Origin of the sequence: Curtobacterium sp. PhB25 (assembly GCF_004365375.1) — a bacterium.
In the GTDB taxonomy this organism is placed as follows: Bacteria; Actinomycetota; Actinomycetes; order Actinomycetales; family Microbacteriaceae; genus Curtobacterium.
Genome location: NZ_SODR01000007.1, coordinates 167,287 through 191,609, shown reverse-complemented (window position 1 = coordinate 191,609; position 24,323 = coordinate 167,287). Strand labels below are relative to the sequence as shown.

Below are 24,323 nucleotides of genomic sequence, written 5' to 3'. Positions count from 1 at the left end.
CATGCACGTCATCCTGGTCCCCGGGTTCTGGCTCGATGCGAGCGCGTGGGACGACGTCGCCCCGGTGCTGCTGCAGGCGGGCCACACGGTCGAGGCGATCACCCGCGACGGCGACACGCTCGACGAGCAGGTCGCGGCGCTCGTGGAGCGCCTGGACGACGTCGCCAGCCCGGACGAGCCCGTCGTGATCGCCGGACACTCCGGTGCCGGACCGATCGCGTACATGGCCGCCGACCAGCGGCCCTCGCTCGTCGCACACCTGCTCTACGTCGACACGTTCCCCGGTCCCGCCGGCGGCTGCGTGAACGACGAACTGCCCGTGGTGGACGGTGTGGTGCCGCTGCCGTCGTGGGACGTCTGGGAGCCGGCCACGGTGCGCGGGATGACCCCGGCGTTGCGGGAGTCCTTCGAGCACCGCGCGATCCCGGAGCCGGCCGCCGTGCCGTCCGACCGGTTCCACTACGCCGACGCCGCCCGCCACACGATCCCGGCGACGGTGATCACCTGCGAGATCCCGGCGACCGAGCTCGCGACGATGGTGGCCGACCACCAGACCTGGGCCGCGGAACTCGTCGAGACCGAGGAACTCAGCATCGTCGGACTCGAGACCGGACACTGGCCGATGTTCACGGCGCCGCGCGAACTCGGCGAGCTCATGGTGCGTGCGCTTGCGACACGCCCGGAGCTCGCGTAAGCTCTTCCCTTGGTCCTCCACGTCCGCGTGGTGGACCCGTTGTTCCAAGCCCTCCGACCGTCGCGAACGCCGCGGTCGCGTGGTGTCCGTTCCCCCTTCGACAGGGGCTGCGGGCCTGGGCGGTGTGCACAACCCCCTCGCATGCACCACTCCGGTGGTCCTGCGCGTGCGCACCAGGCAAGTGAACTTGGGTGCGGCCGTCCGGTCGCACGGTACCTCAGGAGGAAACCATGGCAGCAGTGTGCCAGGTGACCGGCGCCGTTCCCGGCTTCGGTCACAACATCTCGCACTCGCACCGCCGGACGAAGCGCCGCTTCGACCCGAACGTGCAGAAGAAGACGTACTACGTGCCGTCGCTGCGTCGCAACGTGACGCTCAACGTCAGCGCTAAGGGCATCAAGGTCATCGACGCACGGGGCATCGAGTCCGTCGTCAAGGACGTCCTCGCCCGTGGGGAGAAGATCTGATGGCGAAAAAGGGTCAGGACATCCGTCCGATCATCAAGCTCCGCTCGACGGCGGGCACCGGGTTCACGTACGTGACCAAGAAGAACCGTCGGAACAACCCCGACCGTCTCGTGCTGAAGAAGTACGACCCGGTGATCCGCAAGCACGTCGACTTCCGTGAGGAGCGCTAAGCATGGCGAAGAAGAGCAAGATCGCGAAGAACAATCAGCGTGCCGTCATCATCGCGCGCTACGCCGAGCGTCGTCTCGAGCTGAAGAAGGCCCTCGTGGACCCGAACGGCTCCGACGAGTCGCGTGAGGCCGCTCGCGTGGGCCTGCAGAAGCTGCCCCGCGACGCATCCCCGATCCGCTACCGCAACCGCGACGCGATCGACGGCCGCCCCCGTGGCCACCTGGGTGAGTTCGGCATCAGCCGTGTCCGCTTCCGCGACATGGCCCACCGTGGAGAGCTCCCCGGCATCACGAAGAGCTCCTGGTAAGCACTCGCAGTACCCGACGCCCCGTCACCTCCTGGTGGCGGGGCGTTCGCTGTGTCCGGGGTACAAGGGTGCCTCAGGGGTCACATCTGCCCCGTTGGACCCGCGACAAGCCCGGAAATCCGGGCGAGTCGGCTGAAAACGTCCGATGTGGCTGGTAGGTTCAACTCCGGTTCCGCCGGGCCCTCGGCCCACTGGCACCGTGGCACGGGGCAACCGCTCCGGGCGCCGGACGGCACGTCCGTCCGACCGATACTGCAAGAAGTCCGAGGAGGACATCCATGGCTGACAAGTCACTGAACCGCACCGAGCTCGTCGCTGCCGTCGCCGCCGAGTCCGGCCAGAGCCAGGCCACCGTCAACGGCGTCGTCGACGCGCTCTTCAGCGTCGTCTCGTCGTCCGTCGCGGACGGCACGAAGGTCACGATCCCCGGTTGGATCGCCTTCGAGAAGACGCACCGCGCCGCCCGCACCGGCCGCAACCCGCAGACGGGTGAGGCCATCGAGATCGCCGCGAGCGACTCGGTCAAGGTCAGCGCCGGCTCGAAGCTCAAGGCTGCGGTCAAGTAAGACTGTTCCGCGCATCGGGAGGGACGGCTTCGGCCGTCCCTTTCGTCGTTCCCAGGGTGCGTTCGGTGCGTCGGGTCGCGTTCGTCGCGCTGCGTCGACCGGGAGGCCCGTGCCGGTTCCCACAGGTCGGCCCGGCCGGTTCGGTGGCCGGGTGGGCACCGCCTAGGCTTGACGGGTGAATCGGATCGTGCGCATCGCCGGTCCCGCCGTGCTCCTGCTCGTCGGGTTCGTGGCGCTGCTCGCTGCGCTCGTCATCGGCGGTGGCGCCGACGCAGCCCTGATCGCGGACCCTGGTGCCCTGGTCCGGTTCGGTCTGCCGATCTCCCGGTTGGTCGTGGACCTGTCCGCCGCTGCGACGATCGGCGGCCTCGCGTTGGCCACCGTCGGACTCTCGCGCTCCGGCCCGGAGTGGAACCGTGCCATCGACGTCGCGGCGGCCGCCAGCGGTGTCTGGACGGTGTCGTCCGCCGTCGCCACGTTCTTCACGTTCCTGAGCGTCGCCGGCTCGAAGATCAGCATCGACGAGCAGTTCGGGCAGTCGATGGGGGTGTTCCTCACCGGCACGGACCTCGGGCTCGCCTGGCTGGTGACCGTCCTCGTCGCCGCAGCCGTCACCGTCCTCTGCTTCGCCGTCCGTTCGCGCGGCATGGTCGCCATTACCACGGGTGTCGCGATGATCGGCCTCATCCCGCTCGCGCAGCAGGGCCACGCAGCCGGCACCGCCAGCCACGACGCGGCGGTGACCGCGCTCGGCCTGCACCTGATCGGCGCAGCGCTCTGGGTCGGTGGACTGCTGATGCTCGTCCTCCTGCGCGGCGTGCTGCCGGGCGACCGCCTGGCCGTGGTCGTCTCGCGCTACTCGAGCATCGCGCTCGCCTGCTTCGTGCTCGTGGCCGTGTCGGGCACCGCGTCCGCGCAGATCCGTGTCGGCGCCCTGTCGAACCTGTTCACCCCGTACGGCGTCCTCGTGCTCGTCAAGATCGGCGCGATCGTGGCCATCGGGATCCTCGGTGCCGTGCAGCGGCGACGCGCGATCCGTGCCCTGACCGCCGTCCCCGCCCGACACCGTCCGTTCTGGACCCTCGTGGTGGTCGAACTCGGGGTGATGGGGATCGCCTCGGGGTTCGCCGCCGCACTCGGACGCACGGCGACACCGACCGACCAGCTCGCCCCGAGCAAGACCACCGACCCCAGCCCGGCCGAGTTCCTCACCGACGACCGGCTGCCGCACGCGCCGGGGGCGTGGGGCTGGCTGACGCAGTGGAACCTCGACCTGTTCTGGCTGATGGCCGCCGTCCTGCTCGCCGTCACCTACGTCGCGGGGGTCGTCCGGCTGCGTCGGGGCGGCGTGCACTGGCCGGTGCGCCGCTCGGTGGCTGCTGCGCTCGCGATCGTGTGCCTCGTGGTCGCGACGTCGGGGTCGCTGCACCAGTACGACCGCTTCCTGGTCTCGGCGAACGTCGGCGCGCACGTGCTGCTCGGTCTCGTCGTGCCGGCGCTCGCGTGGGCGGCGGCTCCCGTCGTGCTCATCCGGGCCGCGGTGCACCCGCGCGACGACGACAGCACCGGCGTGCGCGAGTGGACCGGTGTGCTGGTCGACAACGCCGCGGTCCGCTACCTGGTGCAGCCCTTCCCGGCGTTCCTGCTCGCCGCAGCGGTGTGGTGGGCGTACTTCGCAACCGACGCCGTCCGGTGGTCGGTGAGCGACTCCACGGGGCGCACGGTCATCGACGTGGGCTTCCTGCTCGTCGGGCTCCTGGCGATGCCGACGCTCTTCGCACCGGTCGCGGCCGGCCAGCAGTACCCGACCCGCGCAGCAGCGATCGTCCGGATCGTCGGGGCCGCGGTCGTCGCCGCCGGAGCGGTGTCGCTCGGCGTCGCGATGCGCGGGCCGCTCGGACTGCTGCAGGCGTCGTGGTTCGGGGCGATGGGGCGGACCTGGGGGCCCGATCCGCTCGTCGACCAGGCCCGTGGTGGGCTCGTGCTCGTGGTCGCCGGGGTGCTGCTCCTGGTGGCGGTCGTCGTGGTGGTGCTCGTGCAGCTGCGGCGTGCTGGATCACCGGCTCGCACGCTCGGAGCGGACGCGCGCACCCTCGAGCAGGACGCACGATGAGCGTCGAGCTCAGTGACGAGCAGCGGGCCGTCTTCGAGTACATCGAGCACACCCGTGACCACGTCTTCATCACCGGTCGTGCCGGCACGGGCAAGTCGACCCTGCTCAACCACCTGTCGTGGAACACCGAGAAGCAGGTCGTGATCTGCGCACCGACCGGGGTCGCGGCCCTGAACGTCGGTGGCCAGACGATCCACTCGTTGTTCCGCCTGCCGATCGGGCTCATCGCCGATGCCGAGCTGCGCCAGGGACCGGACACCCGCAAGCTCCTGAACACCATCGACACCCTGGTGATCGACGAGGTCTCGATGGTGAACGCCGACCTGCTCGACGGGATGGACCGCTCGCTCCGCAAGGCCCGCGGGCGGCAGTTCGAGGCGTTCGGTGGAGTGCAGGTGGTCATGTTCGGCGACCCGTACCAGTTGCCGCCGGTCCCGGGCGGTGCCGACGAACGCGCCTACTTCACCGACCACTACCGGTCGATGTGGTTCTTCGATGCCAAGGTCTGGCTCGAGGCGAAGCTGAACATCATCGAGCTCGCCACCGTGCACCGCCAGCGCGACGACGCCTTCGCCGCCATGCTCACGGCGGTGCGGCACGGCCGGGTGACCGCCGAGATCGCCGACCAGCTGAACACCGCGGGCGCACGGCCCTCGCCCGACGACGCCATCACCCTCGCCACCCGGAACGACACCGTCGCGCGCATCAACAAGGCGGCGCTCGAACGGTTGCCCGGCAAGGTGAAGACCGCGAAGGCCGACGTCAACGGTGACTTCGGCGGGCGGAACTTCCCGGCCGACGAAGCCCTCGAGCTCAAGCCCGGTGCGCACGTGATGTTCCTGCGCAACGACGCCGACCAGCGGTGGGTGAACGGGACGCTCGGCATCGTCACGGCGATCCGCGACACGGTCTGGGTCGACGTCGACGGAGAATCGTTCGAGGTCCAGCCGTCGGTGTGGGAGAAGTTCAAGTACTCCTACGACGCCGACAAGAAGGAACTCAAGAAGGACACCGTCGGTGAGTTCCAGCAGTTCCCGTTGCGACTCGCCTGGGCGGTGACGATCCACAAGTCGCAGGGCAGCACCTACGACCGCGCGGTGGTCGACCTGGGCAACCGGGTGTTCAGCGCCGGACAGACGTACGTCGCGCTGTCACGCCTGACCTCGCTCGAGGGCCTGTACCTCACCCGGCCGCTGCGGCCGCAGGACATCATCGTCGACACGGACGTCCGACGCTTCATGTCCGAGGCGCCGCGCATCGTCGCGACGGCACTCGAAGCCCGGAAGCCGGAGCCGGACGACGACCCCGACGACTCCGACGACGACGCCTGACGCACCCGCGCACGCACGCTCCAGTCACGCACTCGCTCCGCACACACGACGACGCCCGCCTGCCGGAGCGGCAGACGGGCGTCGGGGAGCGTGTCGGTGCGTCAGGCGCGAGCCGCCGCACGCAGCGCGCGGAGGTTCTCCTTGTCGGCACCGAGCGCCGTCAGCAGCAGGATGACCCCGACGATCGCGTGGAACACGTTGTCGGTGGTGTTCAGCGCGAAGATGTTCGCCGAGGTGTTGACGAAGACGAAGCCGTAGACCGCCAGCACCACGAGCACGGCGCCGACGACCAGGTTGCCGTTCCGCGAACCGATGGTGGTGCCGAGCCCGGTGATGAGCAGGACCGCGGCGAGCAGCACCCAGATGAGAGCGAGCGGCGGGTTCACCCCGAAGGCGTTCCAGAGCATCCCGCCCTGGCGGCTGAAGAAGCCGGGGTCGCCGTCGGCGGCGAAGAAGAAGCCCAGGATGCCCCAGAGTGCGAGGACGCCACCGACCGTGAGCGCGAGCCCGCGGTTCGGTGAGGCGGTGATGCCCGGTTCCTTGATGGCCACTTCGGTCTCCTCCTCGTACACTGCCGACGCGACGTGCGTCAGTCCGGCGGTGCCCGCCGGACTGAGCGGCGCGGCACTGAGCGGCACAGCGCGGGATCCGCGGGTGACGGCCGCGCGGTTCCCAGCCTCCGGCCGGTGAGCCAACGGTATCGTGTCCGACCCCGACCGTCCGAATCGCAGCGCCGTCACCAGGCGTGCGACGAGACCGACGACGACCACTCCGAGGAGGACCAGCCCGGTGACCTTGACACCCGAGCGCAATGCACCGGAGTCGCGTGGACCGAGCGTCTCGCGGCGGTTGCGGTGGGGTGTGCTGGCGGCTCTGGGGTTCGTGATCGTGCCTTCCGTCTACGCGGCCGCGGTGCTGACGCCGGTGGGGCAGCGCATGGAGGACGCCGCGCTCGGCGGGGTCCGTGAGTCCGACCTGTTCAGCTCGGACACTGCGCTCAACGTCATCTCGGTGCCGGTGATCCTGTTGCTCGTTGTCGTGATCGTCGCGGTGGCGTTCGCCAGGCGACGGCTCTCGGTGGGGCTCGGCGCGGGTGCAGTGGTGCTCGCGTCGGCGGCCACCTCGACGCTCGTCAAGCGTATCGCCGAGCGCCCGGAGATCGCCCAGTCGACGACGCCGAACTCGTTCCCCTCGGGGCACGCGACCATCGCGCTGGCCGCACTGTTCGCCGTCCTGATGGTCACGCCCCGTCGCTTCCGGCCGATCGTCACCCTGCTCGGTGCCGCCTACGCGGTCTTCGTCGCCAACCAGACGGTCGTCTACGGCTGGCACCGGGTGAGCGACATCATCGGGGCGTGCGCGATCGCGATGTTCTGGCTCGGCGTCGTCCGGGCGTTCGGGCCGAGGGTCGACCGTGGACTCCGAGGTGACCGGGACGGCCGACGGGGACCGCGTCGGGTGGTCAGCGTCGTCCTGCTCGTCGCCACCGGGGTCACGCTGGCTGTCGGCGTCGCCGCGCTCGTCGTCGGCCTGACGGGGGACGGCGCTCACGACCACGCCGCGATCCTGATGGCCGGACGACTGGCCTCGAGCGCGAGCGTCCTGGCGGTGGTGACCGCGGTGTGGTTCCTCGACGGCATGCACCACGCGGCCCGGACCGACCCCGCAGCACTGCCCGCAGCGCGCTGACGCCTGGTGGGAATGCACCGGCGTACGCTACGTTGTACCGAGCAAGTCGATGCAAACGCATCGATATCGCGAAAGGCGGCGCATCATGCAGTTCGGCATCTTCACGGTCAGTGACGTCACGACCGACCCCACGACCGGCACCACGCCGGACGACACGCAGCGCGTCCGTGACATCCTCACGATCGCGCAGCACGCCGACCAGGCCGGACTCGACGTCTTCGCCACCGGCGAGCACCACAACCCGCCGTTCGTCGCCTCGTCGCCGACCACGTTGCTGGCCTACCTCGCGGCGAAGACGAAGGACATCACGCTCTCGACGAGCACCACGCTCATCACCACGAACGACCCGGTGCGCATCGCCGAGGAGTACGCGATGCTCCAGGTGATCTCCGACGGCCGCATGGACCTCATGATGGGTCGCGGCAACACCGGCCCGGTCTACCCGTGGTTCGGGCAGGACATCCGCCAGGGCGTCAACCTGGCGATCGAGAACTACGCGCTCGTCCGCCAGCTCTGGGAGAACGACGTCGTGAACTGGCAGGGCAAGTTCCGCACGCCGCTGCAGGGCTTCACCTCGACGCCGCGCCCCCTCGACGGCGTGCCCCCGTTCGTCTGGCACGGCTCGATCCGCACGCCCGAGATCGCGGAGCAGGCCGCGTACTACGGCGACGGCTTCTTCCACAACAACATCTTCTGGCCGATCCAGCACACCGAGCAGATGGTCGGGCTGTACCGCCAGCGCTTCGAGCACTACGGTCACGGCCGTGCCGACCAGGCGATCGTCGGTCTGGGCGGGCAGTTCTTCGCTCGGAAGAACTCGCAGGACGCGGTCAACGAGTTCCGGCCCTACTTCGACAACGCCCCGGTCTACGGTCACGGCCCCTCGATGGAGGACTTCGCCGCCCAGACCCCGCTCACGGTCGGTTCGCCGCAGCAGGTCATCGACCGGTACGCGGCCATGAAGGACCACGTCGGCCACTACCAACGCCAGCTGTTCCTGGTCGACCACGCCGGGCTGCCGCTCAAGACCGTGCTCGAGCAGATCGACATCCTGGCCACGGACATCGTCCCCGAGCTGCGCAAGCTGAACGACGAGGGCCGTCCGTCCGACGTACCGTCGAACCCGCCGAGCCACACGGAGCGCGCCGCCGCAGCGCTCGCCGCAGGCACGGTCGGCAGCGACCACGTCGCCGCCGAGGACGAGTGGACGGGCGCCTCCGTCTGACGCTCCCAGCGCTCGGTTCGTGAGCAGGAACGGTCGGGTCCCGCGAGGAGACCCGACCTTTTCTGCTCACCATGCGGGGTGGGCGCGACCACGTGCGGACGGGAGGGACGGCGCCAGCTGGCACCGGGCCTCCAGTCCGTCTCGGCGCCCGTCCACGGCGCGAGTCGCGAAAGCGACAGTCCTGCGGATGGCGCTGCCGTCACCTTCGCGAAAGCGACAGTTGCCCGCCGATCATCGGCGGAGATCTGTCGCTTTCGCGAGCGGGGAGGCGGGCTCGGTGACCGGACGGGCCGGCACGAGCTTCAGGCCGACGACGCAGCCGACGATCCCGGCGATGAACAGCACGCGCAGCACGGTGACGGGCTCGGCGCCGGTGGCCATGCCCCACAGCACCGTCAGGGCTGCACCGGTGCCGGTCCACACGGCGTACGCGGTGCTGATCGGGATGTGCTTGAGGACGTAGCCGAAGGCGACGAGGCTGATCACGATCGTGATCGCGAACACGACGGTCGGGCCGGGTCGGGTGAAGCCGTCGCTCTCGCCGAGGGCGGTCGCCCACACGGTCTCGAGCGTGGCGCTGAGGAACAGGACGATCCAGGCCACCTCAGCTCACCACCTTGAGGCCGACGACGCAGGCGACCAGGCCGAACACGAGGCCGAGGCGTGCGAGCGACGCGGCTTCCTGTCGGCGCAGGATCGACACGACGACCGTCAGCGAGGCGCCGATGCCGACCCAGACGGCGTAGGCGGTGCCCACCGGGATCGACTTCATCGCGAACGCGAGCCCCACCATGCTCAGCGCCATGCTGGCGATGAACACGATCGTCGGCACGACCTTCTTGAAGCCGTTCGAGGCGCTCAGCGCGGTGGCCCAGACGGCCTCGAGCACGCCGCTCAGCACGAGGATGACCCATGCCATGACGATGTTCCCTTCGTTCGGTCGCATAGTCGCACGACTGTGCGACAACGACCTCGACGCTAACACGAGTTCGTACGACTGTGCGAGTATGGCGTGGTGGCCAGGAGCATGGACGTCGAGCAGCGGCGCCGCACCGTGTCCGAAGCGGCGTGCCGGGTGCTCGCCCGCGACGGACTCGGGGCGCTGAGCGTCCGGAACGTCGCGGCGGAGGCCGGACTGCCGCCGAGCACCGTCCGCTACACCTTCCCGACCCAGGCGAGCGTCCGGTCGCACGCGCTCGAGCTCGTGTTCGACGCGACCGCGGCCCGGATCGACGCCGTGCCCGCGGACCTGCGGGGCACGGCGTACGCGCACGCGGTCCTGCTCGAGCTCCTGCCCCTCGACGAGGAGCGACGCATCGAGCTCGACGTCTACCTGGGCCTCGGCACGGCGGCGCTGACCGACGCCGAGCTCCGGCCGTTCCACGACCGGGTCGTCGACGAGATGCGGGAGTGGTGCGGGCGGATCCTGCGGGCGCTCGGGGTGCCGGACGCCGACGTGCCCTACGAGACCCGGCGGCTGCACGCCCTGGTGGACGGGCTCGCGATGCACATCGTGCGGGTCGATCCCGGGGGTGACGCCTCGTGGGCGATCGACACCCTCGATCGGCACGTGGCGGGCATCGCCCGGGTCTGACTGCGGCCCGTCGCGCTCGCACGGTGCCGGGTTCGCGAACCCGTGCGTCGTTGGTGGCTCCGTGCGGCGCTCCAGGCCTGCACCGAGCGAGCAACCCTGCACGGGGTGAACGAACTCGCACGGTGCGCAGGCGGCCGCGCGCGGACCGCCACGCAGCACGCGTCGCCTATCCTTTCCGGGTGACGACGACCACGCCGCCGCAGCAGCGCTCCCGCTCCCGTTCCCTGACGGGCCCGGGCCTCGTGCTGCTCACCGTCGTCGTGCTCCTGGGGATCCGGCTGCTGTCCCCGAGCATCGGGACCGCGGGGCTGCCGGACGTCGTGCAGGACTTCCTCACGCTGGCGATCAGCGTGGTGGTCGAGTCGCTGCCGTTCGTGGTGCTCGGGATCGTGCTGTCGATCGTCGTCGAGGTGTGGGTGCCGGTCGGTGCGCTCGAGAAGGTCCTGCCGCAGAACGCCTTCGGCCGCCGCGCCGTGATCTCGCTGATCGGCATGCTGTTCCCGGTGTGCGAGTGCGGCAACGTGCCGCTCGCCCGCGGCCTGATGATGCGCGGGTTCACCCCTGCCGAGGCCGTCACGTTCCTGGTCGCCGCGCCCATCCTCAACCCGCTCGTGATCATCAGCACCGCGCAGGCGTTCGGCTGGTCCGGCTGGATCCTGCCGGTCCGGATCGTCGGCGGCTTCGTGATCGCGAACCTGGTCGGCTGGATCGTCGCCGCGCACCGCCGCCCGGCCGACTTGCTGCTGCCCGCGTTCGAGGCCCGCTGCCGCGCTGCGATCGGCGCACCACGGAGCCGGAACCGTTGGCGGGAGAGCGCCGCGCAGTTCGGCGGCGAGACCGCGACGATGATGCCGGCCCTGTTCGTCGGCGCCGGCCTGGCTGCGGCGATCCAGGTCGCCGTGCCCCGTTCGACGCTCGTCGCGATCGGCTCGAACCCGGTGCTGTCCGTCGCGGCGATGATGCTGCTCGCGATGACGGTGTCGCTCTGCTCGAACGTCGACGCGTTCTTCGCACTGTCGTTCGCCTCGACGTTCCTGCCCGGGTCGATCACGGCCTTCCTGATCATCGGGCCGATCATCGACGTGAAGATGATCGCCCTGCTCCGCACGACGTTCCGGGTCCGGTTCCTGGTGCTGCTCGCCGTCGTGTGCGTCCTGTTCGCCGGCGCCGTGGGATTGGTGATGAATGTCCTCGTCTGACGCACGCAGCAGCAATGCTCCGGCCTACCTCGGGCTCGGGTCCGTGCTGGCGGTCGCCCTGTGCACGCTCTGGCTCGCACTGGTGGGCCACCTCGACCTGTACATCAACCCGCGGTACTCGGTGTTCACGATCGTGCTCGCCGCCGTCGCGGTACCCGCCTCGATCGCGGGCCTGGTGGTCATCGCACGCGGCCACGGCCACACCCACGGTGACGACGCGGACGAGCACGAGCACGAGCCGGACCACGACCACGGGCGGCGCGGGCCCGGCCGTGGTCGCGCCGTCCGACTCGCGCTCGGTGGAGCGGCCGCGATCGTCACGGTCGGGGTCACCGTGTCGATGTTGGTCCTGCCCCCGACGACGCTGTCCGCCCGCACCGCGCAGCAGCGGAGCGTGGACTCGGCGACCCTGTCGAACGCGACGGGCTCCGAGGCGGCGGTCTCCCTGCTCGGCAGCGGGGGCGTCGACACCTCGGAGTACGGCGTCAAGGACTGGGCGGCCCTGATCCGGCAGACCACCGACACCACGGCCCTGGTCGGCAAGCAGGTCCGGTTGTCCGGCTTCGTCGTGCCCGGCCAGGACGGCTCGTTCACCCTCACCCGGTTCGTGATCAGCTGCTGTGCCGTCGACGCCCAGCCGGTCGGCCTCGGTGTGGTGACGGGCGACGGCGCCGACGCGGAGCCCGACGAGGGACAGTGGGTCACGGTGACCGGCGCCCTCGCGGCGAACCCGGACCAGTCCGCCGACGCCCGCATCGTCATCAAGGCCGCGAAGGTCACCGAGATCGCGCAGCCGAAGGACCCGTATGAGTACTGAGCACGCGGGACGCCGCCCGGTGACGCGCCGGTTCCACCGCCGGTACCTCGCCGTCGTGCTCGTCCTGGCGGTCGTCGCAGCGCTCGCCGCCGTCGTCGGGTCGCAGCAGGGCCCACGCCTGCGCGACGTGTCGTACGACGCCACCGGCCTGGTGTCCCGTCCGGCGCAGCGGGTGATCCTGACGGCGAACCAGGCGCTGCAGCAGGTGTCCGCCGCCGACGTCCGGGTCAGCCCCGCGGCCGCGCACACCGTGACGTCGAGCGGCAACACGATCGCGGTCGAGTTCGCCGGGCCCCTGGCCTACGACCGCGAGTACACGGTGACCGTCGAGGGTGTCCGGGCTCCCGGGCAGCGCGCCACCGCCGACCTGACGGCGGCGATCCGCACCGGCAGCACCGACGTCCTCGCCCTCGTGCCCGGAGCCGACGGCGCGAAGGACCGCATCGTCAGCCGTTCGCTCGACGCCGGGGGCGCGACCACGGTGTACCAGGGCACGGACATCTCGGAGTACGCCCGGCTCGGACGCTCCCTGGTGGTGGTGAGCGGCAGCGACGCGAGCTCGTCGGTCGACATCGTCGCGCTGTCCGGCGGGGTGCAGGACGACGACGCCCCCGTCGAGCACCTCACGCTGCCGTCGTCGCAGGGGCGGGTCACCGCGCTGCACGTCGCCGACGACGGGGCCTCGTTCGGGTTCGAGTACGCCGACACCTCGACCGGGCAGTCGCGGAACACCGGTCTGTACGTGGTCGACATGACGGGCACGCACCTGCCGACGGCGATCGCGGCGAACGGCACGCCGACGACGGGTGCCGTGCCGATGACGGTCGGGCAGTGGGCCTACGTGCCGCGCACCGAGAGCGCCCTGGTGCGGACGGGCAGCGACGACCTGGTGCTCGTCGACATGAGCGGCCACGCCGACCCCGTCCGGCTCGGCAGCGCCACGTACCTGCACGGGTTCGTCGGCTCGGGCACCACGGCGGTGGTCGAGACCGGCACGGGCATCGAGCGCCTCGACCTGACCGACGGCGCGAAGACGGCGCTGCGGGCGCCGGCCGCGAGCACCGACGCGGCGGTGCTCGGCCGCATCGCCCCGTTGACGGACGACACGTACCTGCGCGTGCTGGGGGACGTGCGGTCGGACGGGACCGTCTCGGCACGGATCGTGCGCGTGGACGGTGGGCGGGCCTCCCGGCTGCCGGTGACCATCCCCGACGACGCGAGCGTCACGGCGGTCTGCCCGTCTCCGAACGGTCAGTTCGTCGCGGTTGCGACGAAGTCGGCGACCGACGAGCTGGTGAGCATCATCGACGCGACCTCCGGTGCGCTCGAGGCGAGCATCGACGCGGGTTCCGTCGACTGGTGCGGCGCGCTGCCGTCCGGCGACGAGGTCGGCTGACGGCCCGACGGACAGGCGGACAGACGGGAGGCCCGTTGCCGGCTGGCAACGGGCCTCCCGTCTCGCAAGTGGTGCCGACTACGCCAGCGTGGCCGCGTCGATCACGAAGCGGTAGCGGACGTCCGAGGACAGGACGCGCTCGTAGGCCTCGTTGATCTGGTCGGCGCTGATGAGCTCGGTCTCCGGCAGGATGTCGTGCTCGGCGCAGAAGTCCAGCATCTCCTGGGTCTCGCGGATGCCGCCGATGGCGGACCCGGCCCAGCTGAGCCGGCGCGGGATCAGGGCGAACGCCGGGACCTCGAGCGGCTCGGACGGAGCGCCGACGTTGACGAGCGTGCCGTCGACCTTGAGCAGGCCGAGGTACGAGCCCATCGGGATCTTCGCCGACACGGTGTTGATGATGAGCTCGAAGGAGTTCGCGAGCTTCTCGAACGTCTCCGGGTCCTTCGTCGCGTAGTGGGCCTTCGCGCCGTAGCGGAGCGAGTCGGCTTCCTTCGACGTGGTCTGCGACAGGACGGTGACCTCGGCGCCCAGGGCGACGGCGATCTTGACGGCCATGTGGCCGAGGCCGCCCATGCCGATGACGGCGACCTTCGTGCCGGGGCCGGCCTTCCAGTGGTGCAGCGGCGAGTAGGTGGTGATGCCGGCGCAGAGCAGCGGCGCGACCTTCTCGATGTCGAGCGACTCGGGGACGCGGAGGACGAAGTCCTCGTTCACGACGATCGCCTGCGAGTAGCCGCCCTGGGTGATCGAGCCGTCGGCCGGGTCGACGCTCGTGTACGTGCCGATGTTGCCCTTGAGGCAGTACTGCTCCTCGCCGGCGACGCAGTTCTCGCACTCGCCGCACGAGTTCACCATGCAGCCGACGCCGACGCGGTCGCCGACCTGGTGCTTGGTGACGTTCTCGCCGACGGCGGAGACGTGGCCGACGATCTCGTGGCCGACGACCTGCGGGTACTGGATCTGGCCCCACTCACCGCGGACGGTGTGGATGTCCGAGTGGCAGATGCCGGCGTAGGCGATGTCGATCTCGACGTCGTTCGCTCCGACGTCACGACGGGTGATGGTGGTCTTGACGAGCGGCTCGGTCGCTGACGGTGCCGCGTAGGCGTTGACGGTGCGCAATGATCTCCTCGTGGGGGTGCGTTGCGGGCCGGTTCCGGCCCGGAACCAGTCTGATGGAGCGCGCCACAGCGTGGGAGGTTCCAATGGGGCTCCCCAGTGCGGGAATCGGAGTGGTCAGGCCAGCCGTGCGAGGCGCTGGCCCGCGATCGTGGCGAAGCGCAGCGTGTCGGCCAGGGCGTCGTCCGGTTCCCCGGTGGTCTGCGTGGCGAGGACGGTGAGCGAGGCAGCGGCGGCGTAGTCGTCGAGGGAGGCCTCGATCGCGCCGGCGACGAGCATCGACCGGGCGCCGGGGGCGTGCGTCGCCGTGAGTGACCGCACCACCGACGGGACCTTGCCGGCGGCGGACTGGCCGTCGTACCGGCCCTCGCCGCTGATCACGACGTCGGCGCCGGTGAGCCGATCGGCCAGCCCGAGCACCTCGGCGATGCCGTCCGCGCCGCGGGCCAGGGTCGCACCCCAGACGAGCAGGCCGAAGCCGACGCCACCCGCGGCGCCGGCGCCGGGGGTCGCGGGGTCCACCGAAGGGAAGCGGGCGGCCCAGGCGGCCAGTCGCTCGTCGAAGAATGCGACGCGCGAGGGCTCGATCCCCTTCTGCGGCCCGAACACGGCAGCCGCGCCGGTCGGGCCGAGCAGCGGTGAGGTCACGTCGGTCAGGACGGTGACGCCGAGCGGTGGGAGGGCACGCAGCGCGTCGTGGTCGGCGTCGTACCCGAGCGCCTCGAGCACGGGCCGGCCGCCGTCGGTCGAGGCGCTGCCGCCGATGCCGAGCACGAGCCCCGTGGCGCCGGCGTCGAGCGCGGCGGCGATCGCCTCGCCGAACCCCCGGCTCGTCGCGGAGTCCGGCAGGAGTTCGTCGAGCAGCGGGAGGCCGCTCGTCGCCGCGAGCTCCACCACCGCACGGCCGTCGGGCAGCATGAGCCACCACGTCTCGACGGGGGTGCCGGCGGGCCCGGTCACGGTGACGGGGACCCGGACCGCACCGGGGACGGCGGTCGCGAACGCCTCGAGGGTGCCCTCGCCGCCGTCGGCCATCGGCACGAGCACCACGTCGTCGTCGGGGCGTTCGGTCAGCCAGCCGTCGCGGACCGCCTGGGCGACGGACGCCGCGGTCGCGGTGCCCTTGAACGAGTCCGGAGCCACCACGATGCGCACGGGACCACCGTAGCGGGGAGACGGCGACACGTGCTGGACAAGGTAGGCAAGGCTCACCTAAGTTAACGGTTAGGTGAGGCTCACCTAACTTCACGAACCAGCACTCGGGATCATCTCCATGTCGTCACTCCGTCGCGCCCTCTCGGCTGCAGCGTCCGCCCTCGTCGTCCTCGCCGTGGCGACCGGCTGCACCGGCGGCGGCACCGGTACCGCGGGCGCGACGCATGCGGCGGGTCGCGGGACGAGCGCGACGGACCCGGCCGCGAGCCTCCAGGCCATCGCCCCGGTGACCGACGCGAAGGACGTGACCGGCGAGCGCACCGCGACCCTGGCGACGGACCTGCCGCCGACGGCGAGCACGGTGGACGAGCCCGAGCTGCCCGTCACCGTCACCGACAACCAGGACACCGAGGTGACCGTCACGAGCGCGGACCGGATCCTCGCGCTCGACATCTCCGGCACGCTGTCGTCCACCGTGTACGGCCTCGGCCTGGGGGACCACCTGGTCGGACGGGACGTCTCGACCGGCTTCGCGGGCACCGAGGACCTGCCGCTCGTCACCCAGAACGGCCACGAACTCTCCGCCGAGGCGATCCTCGCGCTCCGCCCGACCGTGCTGCTGACCGACACCTCACTCGGACCGTGGGACGTCGTCCTGCAGATCCGGAAGGCCGGCGTCCCCGTCGTCGTCCTGGACCCGCACCGGGACACCACGAACACCGACGCGATCATCGAGCAGGTCGCGACCGCGCTCGGCGTCCCGGCGACCGGCGACCGCCTGGCCGCCGAGGTGCACGCGCAGGAGCAGGCCGTCGCCGCGCAGGTGGCCCGGATCGCGCCGTCGGCTCGGGCCGACAAGCTGAAGATGGTGTTCCTGTACGTGCGGGGGAACGCCGGGATCTACTACCTGTTCGGCAGCGAGTCCGGCGCCGACTCGCTCATCGACGCCGTCGGCGGGCGGGACGTCGCGACGGAACAGGACTGGACGGGCATGCGCCCCGTCAACGCCGAGGCGCTCGTCGCGATGCAGCCGGACCTCGTCATCATGATGACCAAGGGGCTCAAGTCCGTCGACGGCGTCGACGGACTGCTCCAGCGGGTCCCCGCGATCGCGAAGACGCCCGCGGGTGAGCACCGCCGCATCGTGGACATGGCGGACACGACGGTGATGAGCTTCGGGCCGCGCACGCCCGAGATCGTGGCCGCGTTGGCCGCGGCGATCTACGGTCCGGCGGACGCCTCATGACCGTCCGGGAGGAACGGATCGCGCCCGCCACGCACGTCCCCGCAGCACCGGCGGTCACGTCCAGGTCGCGGGTCGGCCGCATCGCACTGCTCACCGCCGGGCTCGTGGTGGCGCTCGTCGTCGCGACGCTGGTGTCGGCGAGCGTCGGGCAGCTCGGGATCTCGCCCGCCGAGGTGCTCCGGACCGTCGGCCGGTCGCTCGGGCTGCCCGTGGACGGTCCCGCCGACGACCTCGTCACCCAGGCGCTGTGGACGATCCGGTTCCCGCGCGTGGTGATGGCGCTGCTGATCGGTGCCGCGCTCGCCGCGGCCGGTGTGCTCATGCAGGCCGTGTTCGCGAACCCCCTGGCCGACCCCGGCGTCGTCGGGGTGTCCGGCGGCGCGGCGTTCGGGGCCTGCGCCTCGATCGTGTTCGGGCTGCAGTTCGCCGGGTACTGGACGACGCCGCTGATGGCCTTCGCCGCGGGCCTGGTCGCGACGCTGCTCGTCTACGGGCTGTCCCGTGCCGGTGGCCGCACCGAGGTCGTCACGCTCCTGCTCACCGGCATCGCGGTGAACGCGTTCACCGGCGCGGGGCTCGCCTTCCTGACGTTCCTCGGCGACCAGCAGGCGCGCGAGCAGATCGTGTTCTGGCAGCTCGGGTCCCTGAACGGCTCGATGTGGGACCAGGCCGCAGCGATCGCCCCCGTCATCGGTGCGGGCCTCGTCGGCGCCGTCGTGCTGACGCGCTCGCTCGACCTGCTCGCCCTCGGCGACCGGGCCGCGCGGCACGTCGGGGTGCGGGTCGAGGCCGTCCGGGTCGTCGCGATCGTCGTGGTCGCGCTGCTCGTCGGCGCAGCGGTCGCGTTCGCCGGCATCATCGCGTTCGTCGGGCTCGTCGTCCCGCACTTGATGCGGATGGTCATCGGCCCGGCGCACGGCCCGCTGCTGCTCGTCTCGACGCTCGGCGGCGCCCTGCTCCTGACGATCGCCGACCTGCTCGCGCGCACCCTGGTGCCGTACGCGGACCTGCCGATCGGCATGCTGACCTCGCTCGTCGGCGGACCCTTCTTCTTCTGGCTCCTGCGCCGTGCCCGCCGACGGTCAGGAGGCTGGGCATGATCGAGACGAGTGCTGTCGGCGCCGTGGTCGCCTCCGGGATCGGCGTCGTCATCGACGGACGACCGCTGCTCGCCGACGTCGACCTGACCGTGCGCGCGGGCGAGGTCCTGGCGCTCGTCGGTCCGAACGGTGCCGGCAAGTCGACCCTGCTCCGGGCGATCGCCGGTGACCTCGCGCACAGCGGCACGGTCGCGATCGACGGCGTGCGCACCGGCGGCGAAGCACCGCTCGCCACCGCTCGTCGGCGTGCCGTGCTCGAGCAGGACACCGCCGTGGCCTTCGGGTTCCGCGTCGGGGAGGTCGTCCGGATGGGCCGTGCTCCGTGGCGGGGGACCCCGCGAGCGGTCGACGACGACACCGTCGTCGCGCGGGTGCTCGACCAGGTCGAACTCGCCGACCGGATCGACCAGGCGTTCCCCTCGTTGTCGGGCGGGGAGCGAGCCCGGGCCTCGTTCGCCCGGGTCCTGGCGCAGTCGACCCCGGTGCTCCTGCTCGACGAACCGACCGCCGCCCTCGACCTGCGGCACCAGGAGGCCGTGCTGGCCGTCGCCCGCGCACACGCCCGGGCCGGCGGCGCCGTCGTCGTGGTGCTCCACGACCTGAGCCTCGCCGGGGCGTACGCCGACCGCGTCGCCATGCTCGCCGGCGGTCGGATCGTCGCCGACGGCACCCCCACCGACGTCCTGACCGCCGACCGCATCGGCACCGTCTACCGACACCCGGTCACCGTCGTGCCCGACCCGAACACCGGCACGCCCGTCGTCGTGCCGTCCCGAACCCTCCAGGAGGCCTCCTCGTGACCACCCGCACCCGCCCGCTGCGGCTCGCGCTCGCCGGACTGCTCGTCGCGCTCAGTGCCGGGGGAGCCGCCCTGGTGGGCGTCGCCCCCGCAGCGGCAGCCGGCCGTGTCAGCGTCGCGATCGAGGGGCACCCCGAGGTCACGAACCAGGTCGACTCGACGTACCTGACGACGCTGCGCCTGCGCGGTTCCGGGTTCCAGGGCATCAAGAACGGGTACGGCGGCATCTACGTGGCGTTCGGCACCGTGAACGGCACCTGGCAGCCGAGCAAGGGCGGGGCGACGGGCGCGGACTACAGCTACGTGCCTGACGACGAGTCGAACCCCACCGGGTACCTCGACTTCGTGGCCTTCGAGGGCAGCACCACCGCGTCGGCGGCGAACGGCGGCACGGTCGACTCCGCCACGGGCACCTGGTCCGCGACCCTCAAGGTCCCCGGTTCGACGTTCCAGGCGCTCGACCGGAACGGTGCCGCGAAGACCGTCGACTGCACGGTCGTGCAGTGCGGGATCATCACGATCGGTGCGCACGGCGTCGCGAACGCGAACAACGAGTCGTTCACACCCGTCTCCGTGCAGAACCTGTACGGCAGCGGCGGCACGCTGGCCGGTGGCGGCACCAGGGCGACCACCGGGCAGGCGCCGGCCGACACGACGGACGCGGGCAGTGCCTCCCGGCCGTCCGCCGAGTCGTCGTCCGAGGCGAGCGCCGACACCCGCGCGACCACGAAGCCGTCCGCGCGGTCGACGGCGAAGCCGAGCGCCACCGCGGAGCCGACCGCGTCGGCGACCCCCACCGTGCCGGCCGGGGCGACCCCCTCGGCGGTGGCGGCCGCGGCTGCCGACGGCTCCGCGGGCGGGATCGACCCGAGCGTCCTGCGCATCGTGCTCGGCGGCCTGTCCGCGCTCGTCGTGGCCGTCGCGGCGCTCGTCGTCTTCGCGATCGTGCACTCCCGCCGCACCGCACGACGCACCGCGACCGACGTCGCGCCGTAGGACCACCGGACCCGGGTGCTCACAGGGGGCGCCCACATCGAGAGGGAAACACGAACATGACACGAATCGCACGCTCGTTCGGGATCACGCTGGCGGCAGGGGTCGCCGCGGTCGGGATCGCCGTCCTGCCCGCGGTCAGCGCGTCCGCGGCCACCGCGGTCACGAACGACTACGGCGCCAGCCTGTCCGTCAGCGGTCCGGCCTCGGTCGTCACCGACGGCCCGGGGGCGCTCCACGGCGTCTCGGACGGCAGCGTCACGGTCACCGGCAGCGGCTTCGACGGGGACGCGCAGGGGCGCGGCTTCGGCGTCTACGTCGTCTACGGGCCCAAGCAGGCGGACTACGCCACCAACTCCGGCTGGTTCGGCTCCGCCCAGTGGGTGTCGAAGAGCGCGTTCACGGCCGGCGGCGGCTTCACCACGACGATCGACGTCGCGAAGTCCTACACCGCGGACCCGCACCACACCGGCGACGCGGCCGCGACCGTCAGCTGCGACTACGACGCCACGAAGACCGCGACCGCCAACGCTGCCCTCGGGCAGTACGAGTGCTTCGTCCAGACGTTCTCGGCGCACGGCGTCGCGAACGACCCGGTCGACCTCGACGAGGTCCAGGTCCCCGTCACCTGGTGACCCACGCGGTGCCCCGGGTCCGCCCGGGGCACCGCCGCCCCACACTCGCACCACCCGACCCGAGGAACCGATGCACACCCAGACCAGACCGGCCCGTCGCCTCCGCGCGCTCAGCACCACCGTCGCCGCGATCATCGGCCTGACCGCGGCCGTCGCCGGCACCGTGCCCACCGCGGCGACCGCCGCCACCGCGGCCTCGGGTCCGAGCACGTCCGTCACGGGCGGCACGCTCGACTGGGGGTTCAAGCAGTCGTTCCGGAACTACGTGCCGGCCGCAGGGCAGTCGGTGTCCGGCGGTGCGTCGAAGAACGCCGACGGCACGTTCCGGTTCGCCGCGTCGGGCGGCAGCTACGACCCCGGCACGCGGAAGCTCACCGTCACGGGTTCCGGTGCCGCGGTGTTCGACTACCGGGCGCACATGTTCGTGATCTCGCTGCGCGACCCGGCGATCGAGCTCACGCCGACCACCGGCACCCTGACCGCCGGGGTCGACGTGCGGCTGGTGGACCCGACGACCGGTGCCACGACGGCCGACCCGGGGACGAAGCGCATCGCGTTCGCGACGATCGACGTCACCAAGGGCACCCGATCGGTCACCGACGGGAAGTACTCGTGGACCGGTCTGCCCACCACGATCACCGCGGCGGGTGCGGCGGCCTTCGCAGCCGACGTCACCGGCGGCGGGAACCCGACCCAGTTCTACGCCGCGGGCACCGCGCTGGACCCGCTGTCGGTCGCCGTGACGGGCGACTGGGCCGCCGAGGGCACGGACGGTGACGGCGGCGCCGACGGTGACCAGGGGTTCAGCGACCCCGGCGTCCAGGGGGTCGTGAGCACCGGCGTGCAGACCACGGTCGGTGACCGCACGATCGGCCGGGTCACCACGGTGGTGCGGGACGCCACGCGCGCCCTGAACGTCGTGCAGGTACCGGCGGCCGGAACCGCCAAGGCAAGTTACTTCGTCGTGGACGACGACGGCAAGCGCGTCGCCGGGCCGATCGACCCCGGTGTCGCCACCTCGAAGCCGAGCGTCGACCCGTCCACCGGGAACATCGTCGCGACCGCGTCGTTGCCCGCCGCGGAGTTCGGCGGCACCGGCGCGAACGTCCAGGGCTGGGTCGTCGTCGAACGCGGCACGGATGCCGCCTACCGGGACGTCGTGCACGTGAAGCCGTCCGTCGCGGTGCCCGCCGCGAAGGCGTTCACGATCGACCCCGCCGACGGCTCGATCGTCGCGCAGGTCGCCCCGGCCGCGAACGGCGGGTCCGCGGGGCTGCTGCGGGTGGCCGCCGTCGGCGCGGGAGTGGGAGCGGGTGCTGGTTCTGGTTCGGGTGGCTCTGGCTCTGGCTCTGGCTCTGGTTCCGGTTCTGGTTCGGGTGCGGTGACCGAGGTCGGCACCAGCCCCGCTGGCGGGACCGTCCGCGCCGTCACCCGCACGGCAACCCTGATCGGCTCGGTCACCGGGACGATCTCGTCGGTCGGCGTCGACTGGACCGGCACGCGCGCCGTCGTCTTCGACCAGGCCGCCGCCCTCGCCCGCGTCGTCGCCCTCGACACCGGGGCCTCGGTCGCCGACGTGTCGATCGGCGCCGCCGCGACGTCCGGGGCCACCGGCGGGACCGTCGTCGACTCCCGAGGCCGGGCGTGGTGGAGCAACGACGGCGACGCCACGCTCCGAGCCGTCTCGCTGCGCGGGACCCCGGCCGTGACGACCTCGATCGACCGGGTCGGCGGTGCCGCGTACCTGGCCGTCGACGAGTCCGCGAAGCGCCTCTGGGTGTCCGCCGCCGGCAGCACCGACACCGGCAACGTCGTCCGCGCCTACGCGATCGAGGGCAGCACCGCGCCCACGCTCGGTGCCGAGTACCAGCCCGGCACCACCTACACCGGCGACCCGATCGTGGTCGCCGCCGACGGCCGGGCGGTGGTCGGCGTCGTGAACGCCGCGACCGACGCCGCCGACCAGGGGCTCCGAACGTTCACGGTCGTGACCACCCCGACCATCACGGCACAGCCGGCCGACGTCGCCGTGACGCTGACCGGCGCGACCACCGGAACCGACGGCAGCACGACCCCCGCCACGCCGCAGCAGGTGTCCTTCGCGGTCACCACGACCGGGACCCCGACGCCCACCGTGCAGTGGCAGCAGCACACCCCGTCCGGCTGGGCCGACCTGCAGGACGGCCCCTCGGTCGCCGGCGCGACGACCAGCACACTCCGCATCACGGCCACCGAGGGGCTGGACGGCGACCGGTACCGCGCGGTCGCCACGAACGTCCTCGGTGCGACCGTCGTCGGTCGGGTCGCCTCGGACACCGCGACCCTGCGCGTCACCGTGCAGGCGCCCACGAACCCGGGCGGCGGGAACGGCGGCGGGGGAACGGGCGGCGGCACCGGCGGCGGGTCGACCGTGGTCGGTGCGGACGGGTCGATCACCGGGGCGGAGAACGCCCGGGGTGCCTCGACGAACGTGCGGCCGGCCACCGGACTCTCGACCGCCGCGGCGGGCACGAAGCTCACCGCGACGGGCTCCGGCTTCACGAAGAACACCAACGGCTCCGGGCTGTACGTGCTGTTCGGGTACGTCACGAAGCACCCGAGCGCCGGGGGAGCGGCCGGCGCGGGCTACGACTACGTCCCCGGGTCCGGCGGCACCGGGCAGGACGGCCAGGGCTTCGTCGCCTGGCCCGACAACACCGGCACCGGCGCCGCAGCGACCGCGAAGTTCAGCGGCACCAAGAACGCCGGCTTCACGCAGGGCGGCGTCATCGCGCGCTCCACCTTCACCGGCCAGTCGACGAAGCGTGTCGACTGCCTGTCCGGGGCCGTGCAGTGCGGGGTCCTGACCATCGGTGCGCACGGCGCCGCCGACGCCGCGCTCGAGACCTTCACGCCGGTGTACTTCGCCGGACAGACGGTCCCCGGCACCCTGCCGACCGGTCCGACCACGGGTGGTGGTACCGGCGGCAACGGCGGCACGGTGATCCAGCCGCCCGTCGTGCAGCTGCCGCCGGCCGCCACGGCACCGACCATCACGAACGCCTCGGACACGGCGCCGACGGCCGCGCCGACCGCAGCGCCGCGGAACACCGCCGCCCAGCCCCGGAACAGCGCGAAGGCCCCCTCGGCCGCCGAGCCACCCACGGCCCCCGCCGCGGACTCCGACGAGCTGGCACGCAAGATCGACGCCGGCGACATCACGACCGTCGCGGCCGCCGACGCCGGGATCCCCGACGAGGTCACCGCCGGTGACCAGCTCGAGCTCCGCCTGCCGTGGACGGGCGACGACGAGGGCGGGAGCGTGTGGACCTACTCCGAACCGGTGCAGGGCGACGACTTCACCGTCGAGGACGCCACAGCCACCGCCTCGGTCGACACCACGGGCCTGGAGGTCGGCGACCACCACGTCGTGCTCGTCGGGGACCAGGGAACGGTCGTCGCGGTGCCGTTCACGGTGGTCGACGGCGTCGAGGCGGTCACGCAGCAGACCGACGGGTCGGTCGCCGCCGCGGCCGCGTCCGACGGGAGCAGCGGCGGGGGGATGTCCACCGAGACGATGCTGCTCGTCGTGATCGGGTTCCTCGGCGGGCTCGTGGTGCTCGCGATCGGCCTGGTCGTGCTGCTGCTGACGGGGGTGCTGCAGGTGCGGACCCGTCGCACGCCGCGGGTGGCATCGGCTGCGGAGGGCGTCTGACGCCGGCGTC

Annotated in this window: 24 protein-coding genes; 19 read left to right on the top strand and 5 right to left on the bottom strand. The window is 71.9% G+C overall.

Translation table 11 applies throughout. The features are described 5' to 3' along the window. The first annotated feature begins 1 nt into the window (after position 1). From EDF51_RS14700 to EDF51_RS14670, 7 genes are all read left to right on the top strand, one after another. Positions 2–694, top strand: coding sequence for an alpha/beta hydrolase (locus tag EDF51_RS14700; RefSeq protein WP_134195459.1), 693 nt, complete (start codon positions 2–4; stop codon positions 692–694). 230 nt (positions 695–924) lie between these two features. After that, entirely contained in the window at positions 925–1,161 is a 237-nt protein-coding gene (gene rpmB / locus EDF51_RS14695; protein WP_111085377.1) for a 50S ribosomal protein L28, read from the top strand. After that, entirely contained in the window at positions 1,161–1,331 is a 171-nt protein-coding gene (gene rpmG, locus EDF51_RS14690) for a 50S ribosomal protein L33 (protein ID WP_017886456.1), read from the top strand. Before rpmB ends, rpmG begins: the two co-directional genes overlap by 1 nt. Positions 1,332–1,333: 2 nt before the next feature. Continuing rightward, complete coding sequence (rpsN, locus tag EDF51_RS14685) at positions 1,334–1,639, top strand: 30S ribosomal protein S14 (RefSeq protein ID WP_111085378.1); 306 nt, start codon at positions 1,334–1,336, stop codon at positions 1,637–1,639. Between the two features lie 278 nt (positions 1,640–1,917). Then, positions 1,918–2,205: an HU family DNA-binding protein gene (locus EDF51_RS14680; RefSeq protein ID WP_111085379.1), complete on the top strand. Its 288-nt coding sequence runs from the start codon at positions 1,918–1,920 to the stop codon at positions 2,203–2,205. Positions 2,206–2,380: 175 nt separating this feature from the next. After that, positions 2,381–4,318 (top strand): cytochrome c oxidase assembly protein, encoded by a 1,938-nt coding sequence (locus EDF51_RS14675; RefSeq protein ID WP_131844770.1) that lies wholly within the window; start codon positions 2,381–2,383, stop codon positions 4,316–4,318. Then, entirely contained in the window at positions 4,315–5,649 is a 1,335-nt protein-coding gene (locus tag EDF51_RS14670; RefSeq protein ID WP_131844769.1) for an AAA family ATPase, read from the top strand. The genes EDF51_RS14675 and EDF51_RS14670 overlap by 4 nt, the downstream gene beginning before the upstream one ends. Positions 5,650–5,750: 101 nt before the next feature. Here the strand turns inward: EDF51_RS14670 and EDF51_RS20000 are convergent, their stop codons facing one another. Next, a complete protein-coding gene (locus EDF51_RS20000; protein WP_165901145.1) occupies positions 5,751–6,200 on the bottom strand; it encodes a DUF4383 domain-containing protein in 450 nt (149 codons plus the stop codon). A 238-nt stretch (positions 6,201–6,438) separates the two neighbouring features. On the opposite strand from EDF51_RS20000, the gene EDF51_RS14660 reads away from it, so the two are divergent. Both EDF51_RS14660 and EDF51_RS14655 read left to right on the top strand, forming a co-directional pair. Further along, entirely contained in the window at positions 6,439–7,338 is a 900-nt protein-coding gene (locus EDF51_RS14660; protein ID WP_131844768.1) for a phosphatase PAP2 family protein, read from the top strand. Positions 7,339–7,423: 85 nt separating this feature from the next. Then, complete coding sequence (locus EDF51_RS14655) at positions 7,424–8,563, top strand: CE1758 family FMN-dependent luciferase-like monooxygenase (RefSeq protein ID WP_123339972.1); 1,140 nt, start codon at positions 7,424–7,426, stop codon at positions 8,561–8,563. 231 nt (positions 8,564–8,794) lie between these two features. Here EDF51_RS14655 and EDF51_RS14650 read toward each other — a convergent pair whose 3' ends face one another. Both EDF51_RS14650 and EDF51_RS14645 read right to left on the bottom strand, forming a co-directional pair. Continuing rightward, positions 8,795–9,166 (bottom strand): multidrug efflux SMR transporter, encoded by a 372-nt coding sequence (locus tag EDF51_RS14650; protein ID WP_134195457.1) that lies wholly within the window; start codon positions 9,164–9,166, stop codon positions 8,795–8,797. Position 9,167: 1 nt separating this feature from the next. Beyond that, entirely contained in the window at positions 9,168–9,482 is a 315-nt protein-coding gene (locus EDF51_RS14645; protein WP_134195455.1) for a multidrug efflux SMR transporter, read from the bottom strand. 96 nt (positions 9,483–9,578) lie between these two features. On the opposite strand from EDF51_RS14645, the gene EDF51_RS14640 reads away from it, so the two are divergent. From EDF51_RS14640 to EDF51_RS14625, 4 genes are all read left to right on the top strand, one after another. Next, positions 9,579–10,157, top strand: coding sequence for a TetR family transcriptional regulator C-terminal domain-containing protein (locus tag EDF51_RS14640; RefSeq protein WP_165901146.1), 579 nt, complete (start codon positions 9,579–9,581; stop codon positions 10,155–10,157). Positions 10,158–10,336: 179 nt separating this feature from the next. Then, on the top strand, positions 10,337–11,356 hold the full coding sequence (locus EDF51_RS14635; RefSeq protein ID WP_131844766.1) for a permease: 1,020 nt from the start codon (positions 10,337–10,339) through the stop codon (positions 11,354–11,356). Then, entirely contained in the window at positions 11,343–12,173 is an 831-nt protein-coding gene (locus tag EDF51_RS14630; protein WP_134195454.1) for a TIGR03943 family protein, read from the top strand. Before EDF51_RS14635 ends, EDF51_RS14630 begins: the two co-directional genes overlap by 14 nt. Then, positions 12,163–13,569: a hypothetical protein gene (locus tag EDF51_RS14625; protein WP_134195452.1), complete on the top strand. Its 1,407-nt coding sequence runs from the start codon at positions 12,163–12,165 to the stop codon at positions 13,567–13,569. Before EDF51_RS14630 ends, EDF51_RS14625 begins: the two co-directional genes overlap by 11 nt. A 78-nt stretch (positions 13,570–13,647) precedes the next feature. On the opposite strand, the gene EDF51_RS14620 is transcribed toward EDF51_RS14625, so the two are convergent. Further along, positions 13,648–14,694, bottom strand: a complete 1,047-nt coding sequence (locus tag EDF51_RS14620) for an NAD(P)-dependent alcohol dehydrogenase (protein ID WP_111085390.1) — start codon at positions 14,692–14,694, stop codon at positions 13,648–13,650. A 114-nt stretch (positions 14,695–14,808) separates the two neighbouring features. After that, positions 14,809–15,846 carry a glycerate kinase gene (locus EDF51_RS14615; protein WP_134195450.1) on the bottom strand — a complete coding sequence of 346 codons (1,038 nt, stop codon included), beginning with the start codon at positions 15,844–15,846 and terminating at the stop codon, positions 14,809–14,811. Positions 15,847–15,964: 118 nt separating this feature from the next. Between EDF51_RS14615 and EDF51_RS14610 the strand changes: the two genes are divergently transcribed. The 6 genes from EDF51_RS14610 (at position 15,965) to EDF51_RS14585 (ending at position 24,313) form a co-directional block, all read left to right on the top strand. Continuing rightward, positions 15,965–17,092 (top strand): ABC transporter substrate-binding protein, encoded by a 1,128-nt coding sequence (locus tag EDF51_RS14610; protein WP_131844761.1) that lies wholly within the window; start codon positions 15,965–15,967, stop codon positions 17,090–17,092. Further along, entirely contained in the window at positions 17,089–18,192 is a 1,104-nt protein-coding gene (locus EDF51_RS14605; RefSeq protein ID WP_131844760.1) for an iron ABC transporter permease, read from the top strand. Before EDF51_RS14610 ends, EDF51_RS14605 begins: the two co-directional genes overlap by 4 nt. Then, positions 18,189–18,992 (top strand): heme ABC transporter ATP-binding protein, encoded by an 804-nt coding sequence (locus tag EDF51_RS14600; RefSeq protein WP_131844759.1) that lies wholly within the window; start codon positions 18,189–18,191, stop codon positions 18,990–18,992. Before EDF51_RS14605 ends, EDF51_RS14600 begins: the two co-directional genes overlap by 4 nt. After that, on the top strand, positions 18,989–19,987 hold the full coding sequence (locus tag EDF51_RS14595) for a hypothetical protein (protein ID WP_131844758.1): 999 nt from the start codon (positions 18,989–18,991) through the stop codon (positions 19,985–19,987). The genes EDF51_RS14600 and EDF51_RS14595 overlap by 4 nt, the downstream gene beginning before the upstream one ends. Positions 19,988–20,043: 56 nt before the next feature. Beyond that, on the top strand, positions 20,044–20,619 hold the full coding sequence (locus tag EDF51_RS14590) for a hypothetical protein (protein ID WP_111085395.1): 576 nt from the start codon (positions 20,044–20,046) through the stop codon (positions 20,617–20,619). A gap of 70 nt (positions 20,620–20,689) precedes the next feature. Next, on the top strand, positions 20,690–24,313 hold the full coding sequence (locus EDF51_RS14585) for an HtaA domain-containing protein (RefSeq protein WP_134195448.1): 3,624 nt from the start codon (positions 20,690–20,692) through the stop codon (positions 24,311–24,313). Positions 24,314–24,323: the final 10 nt, after the last annotated feature.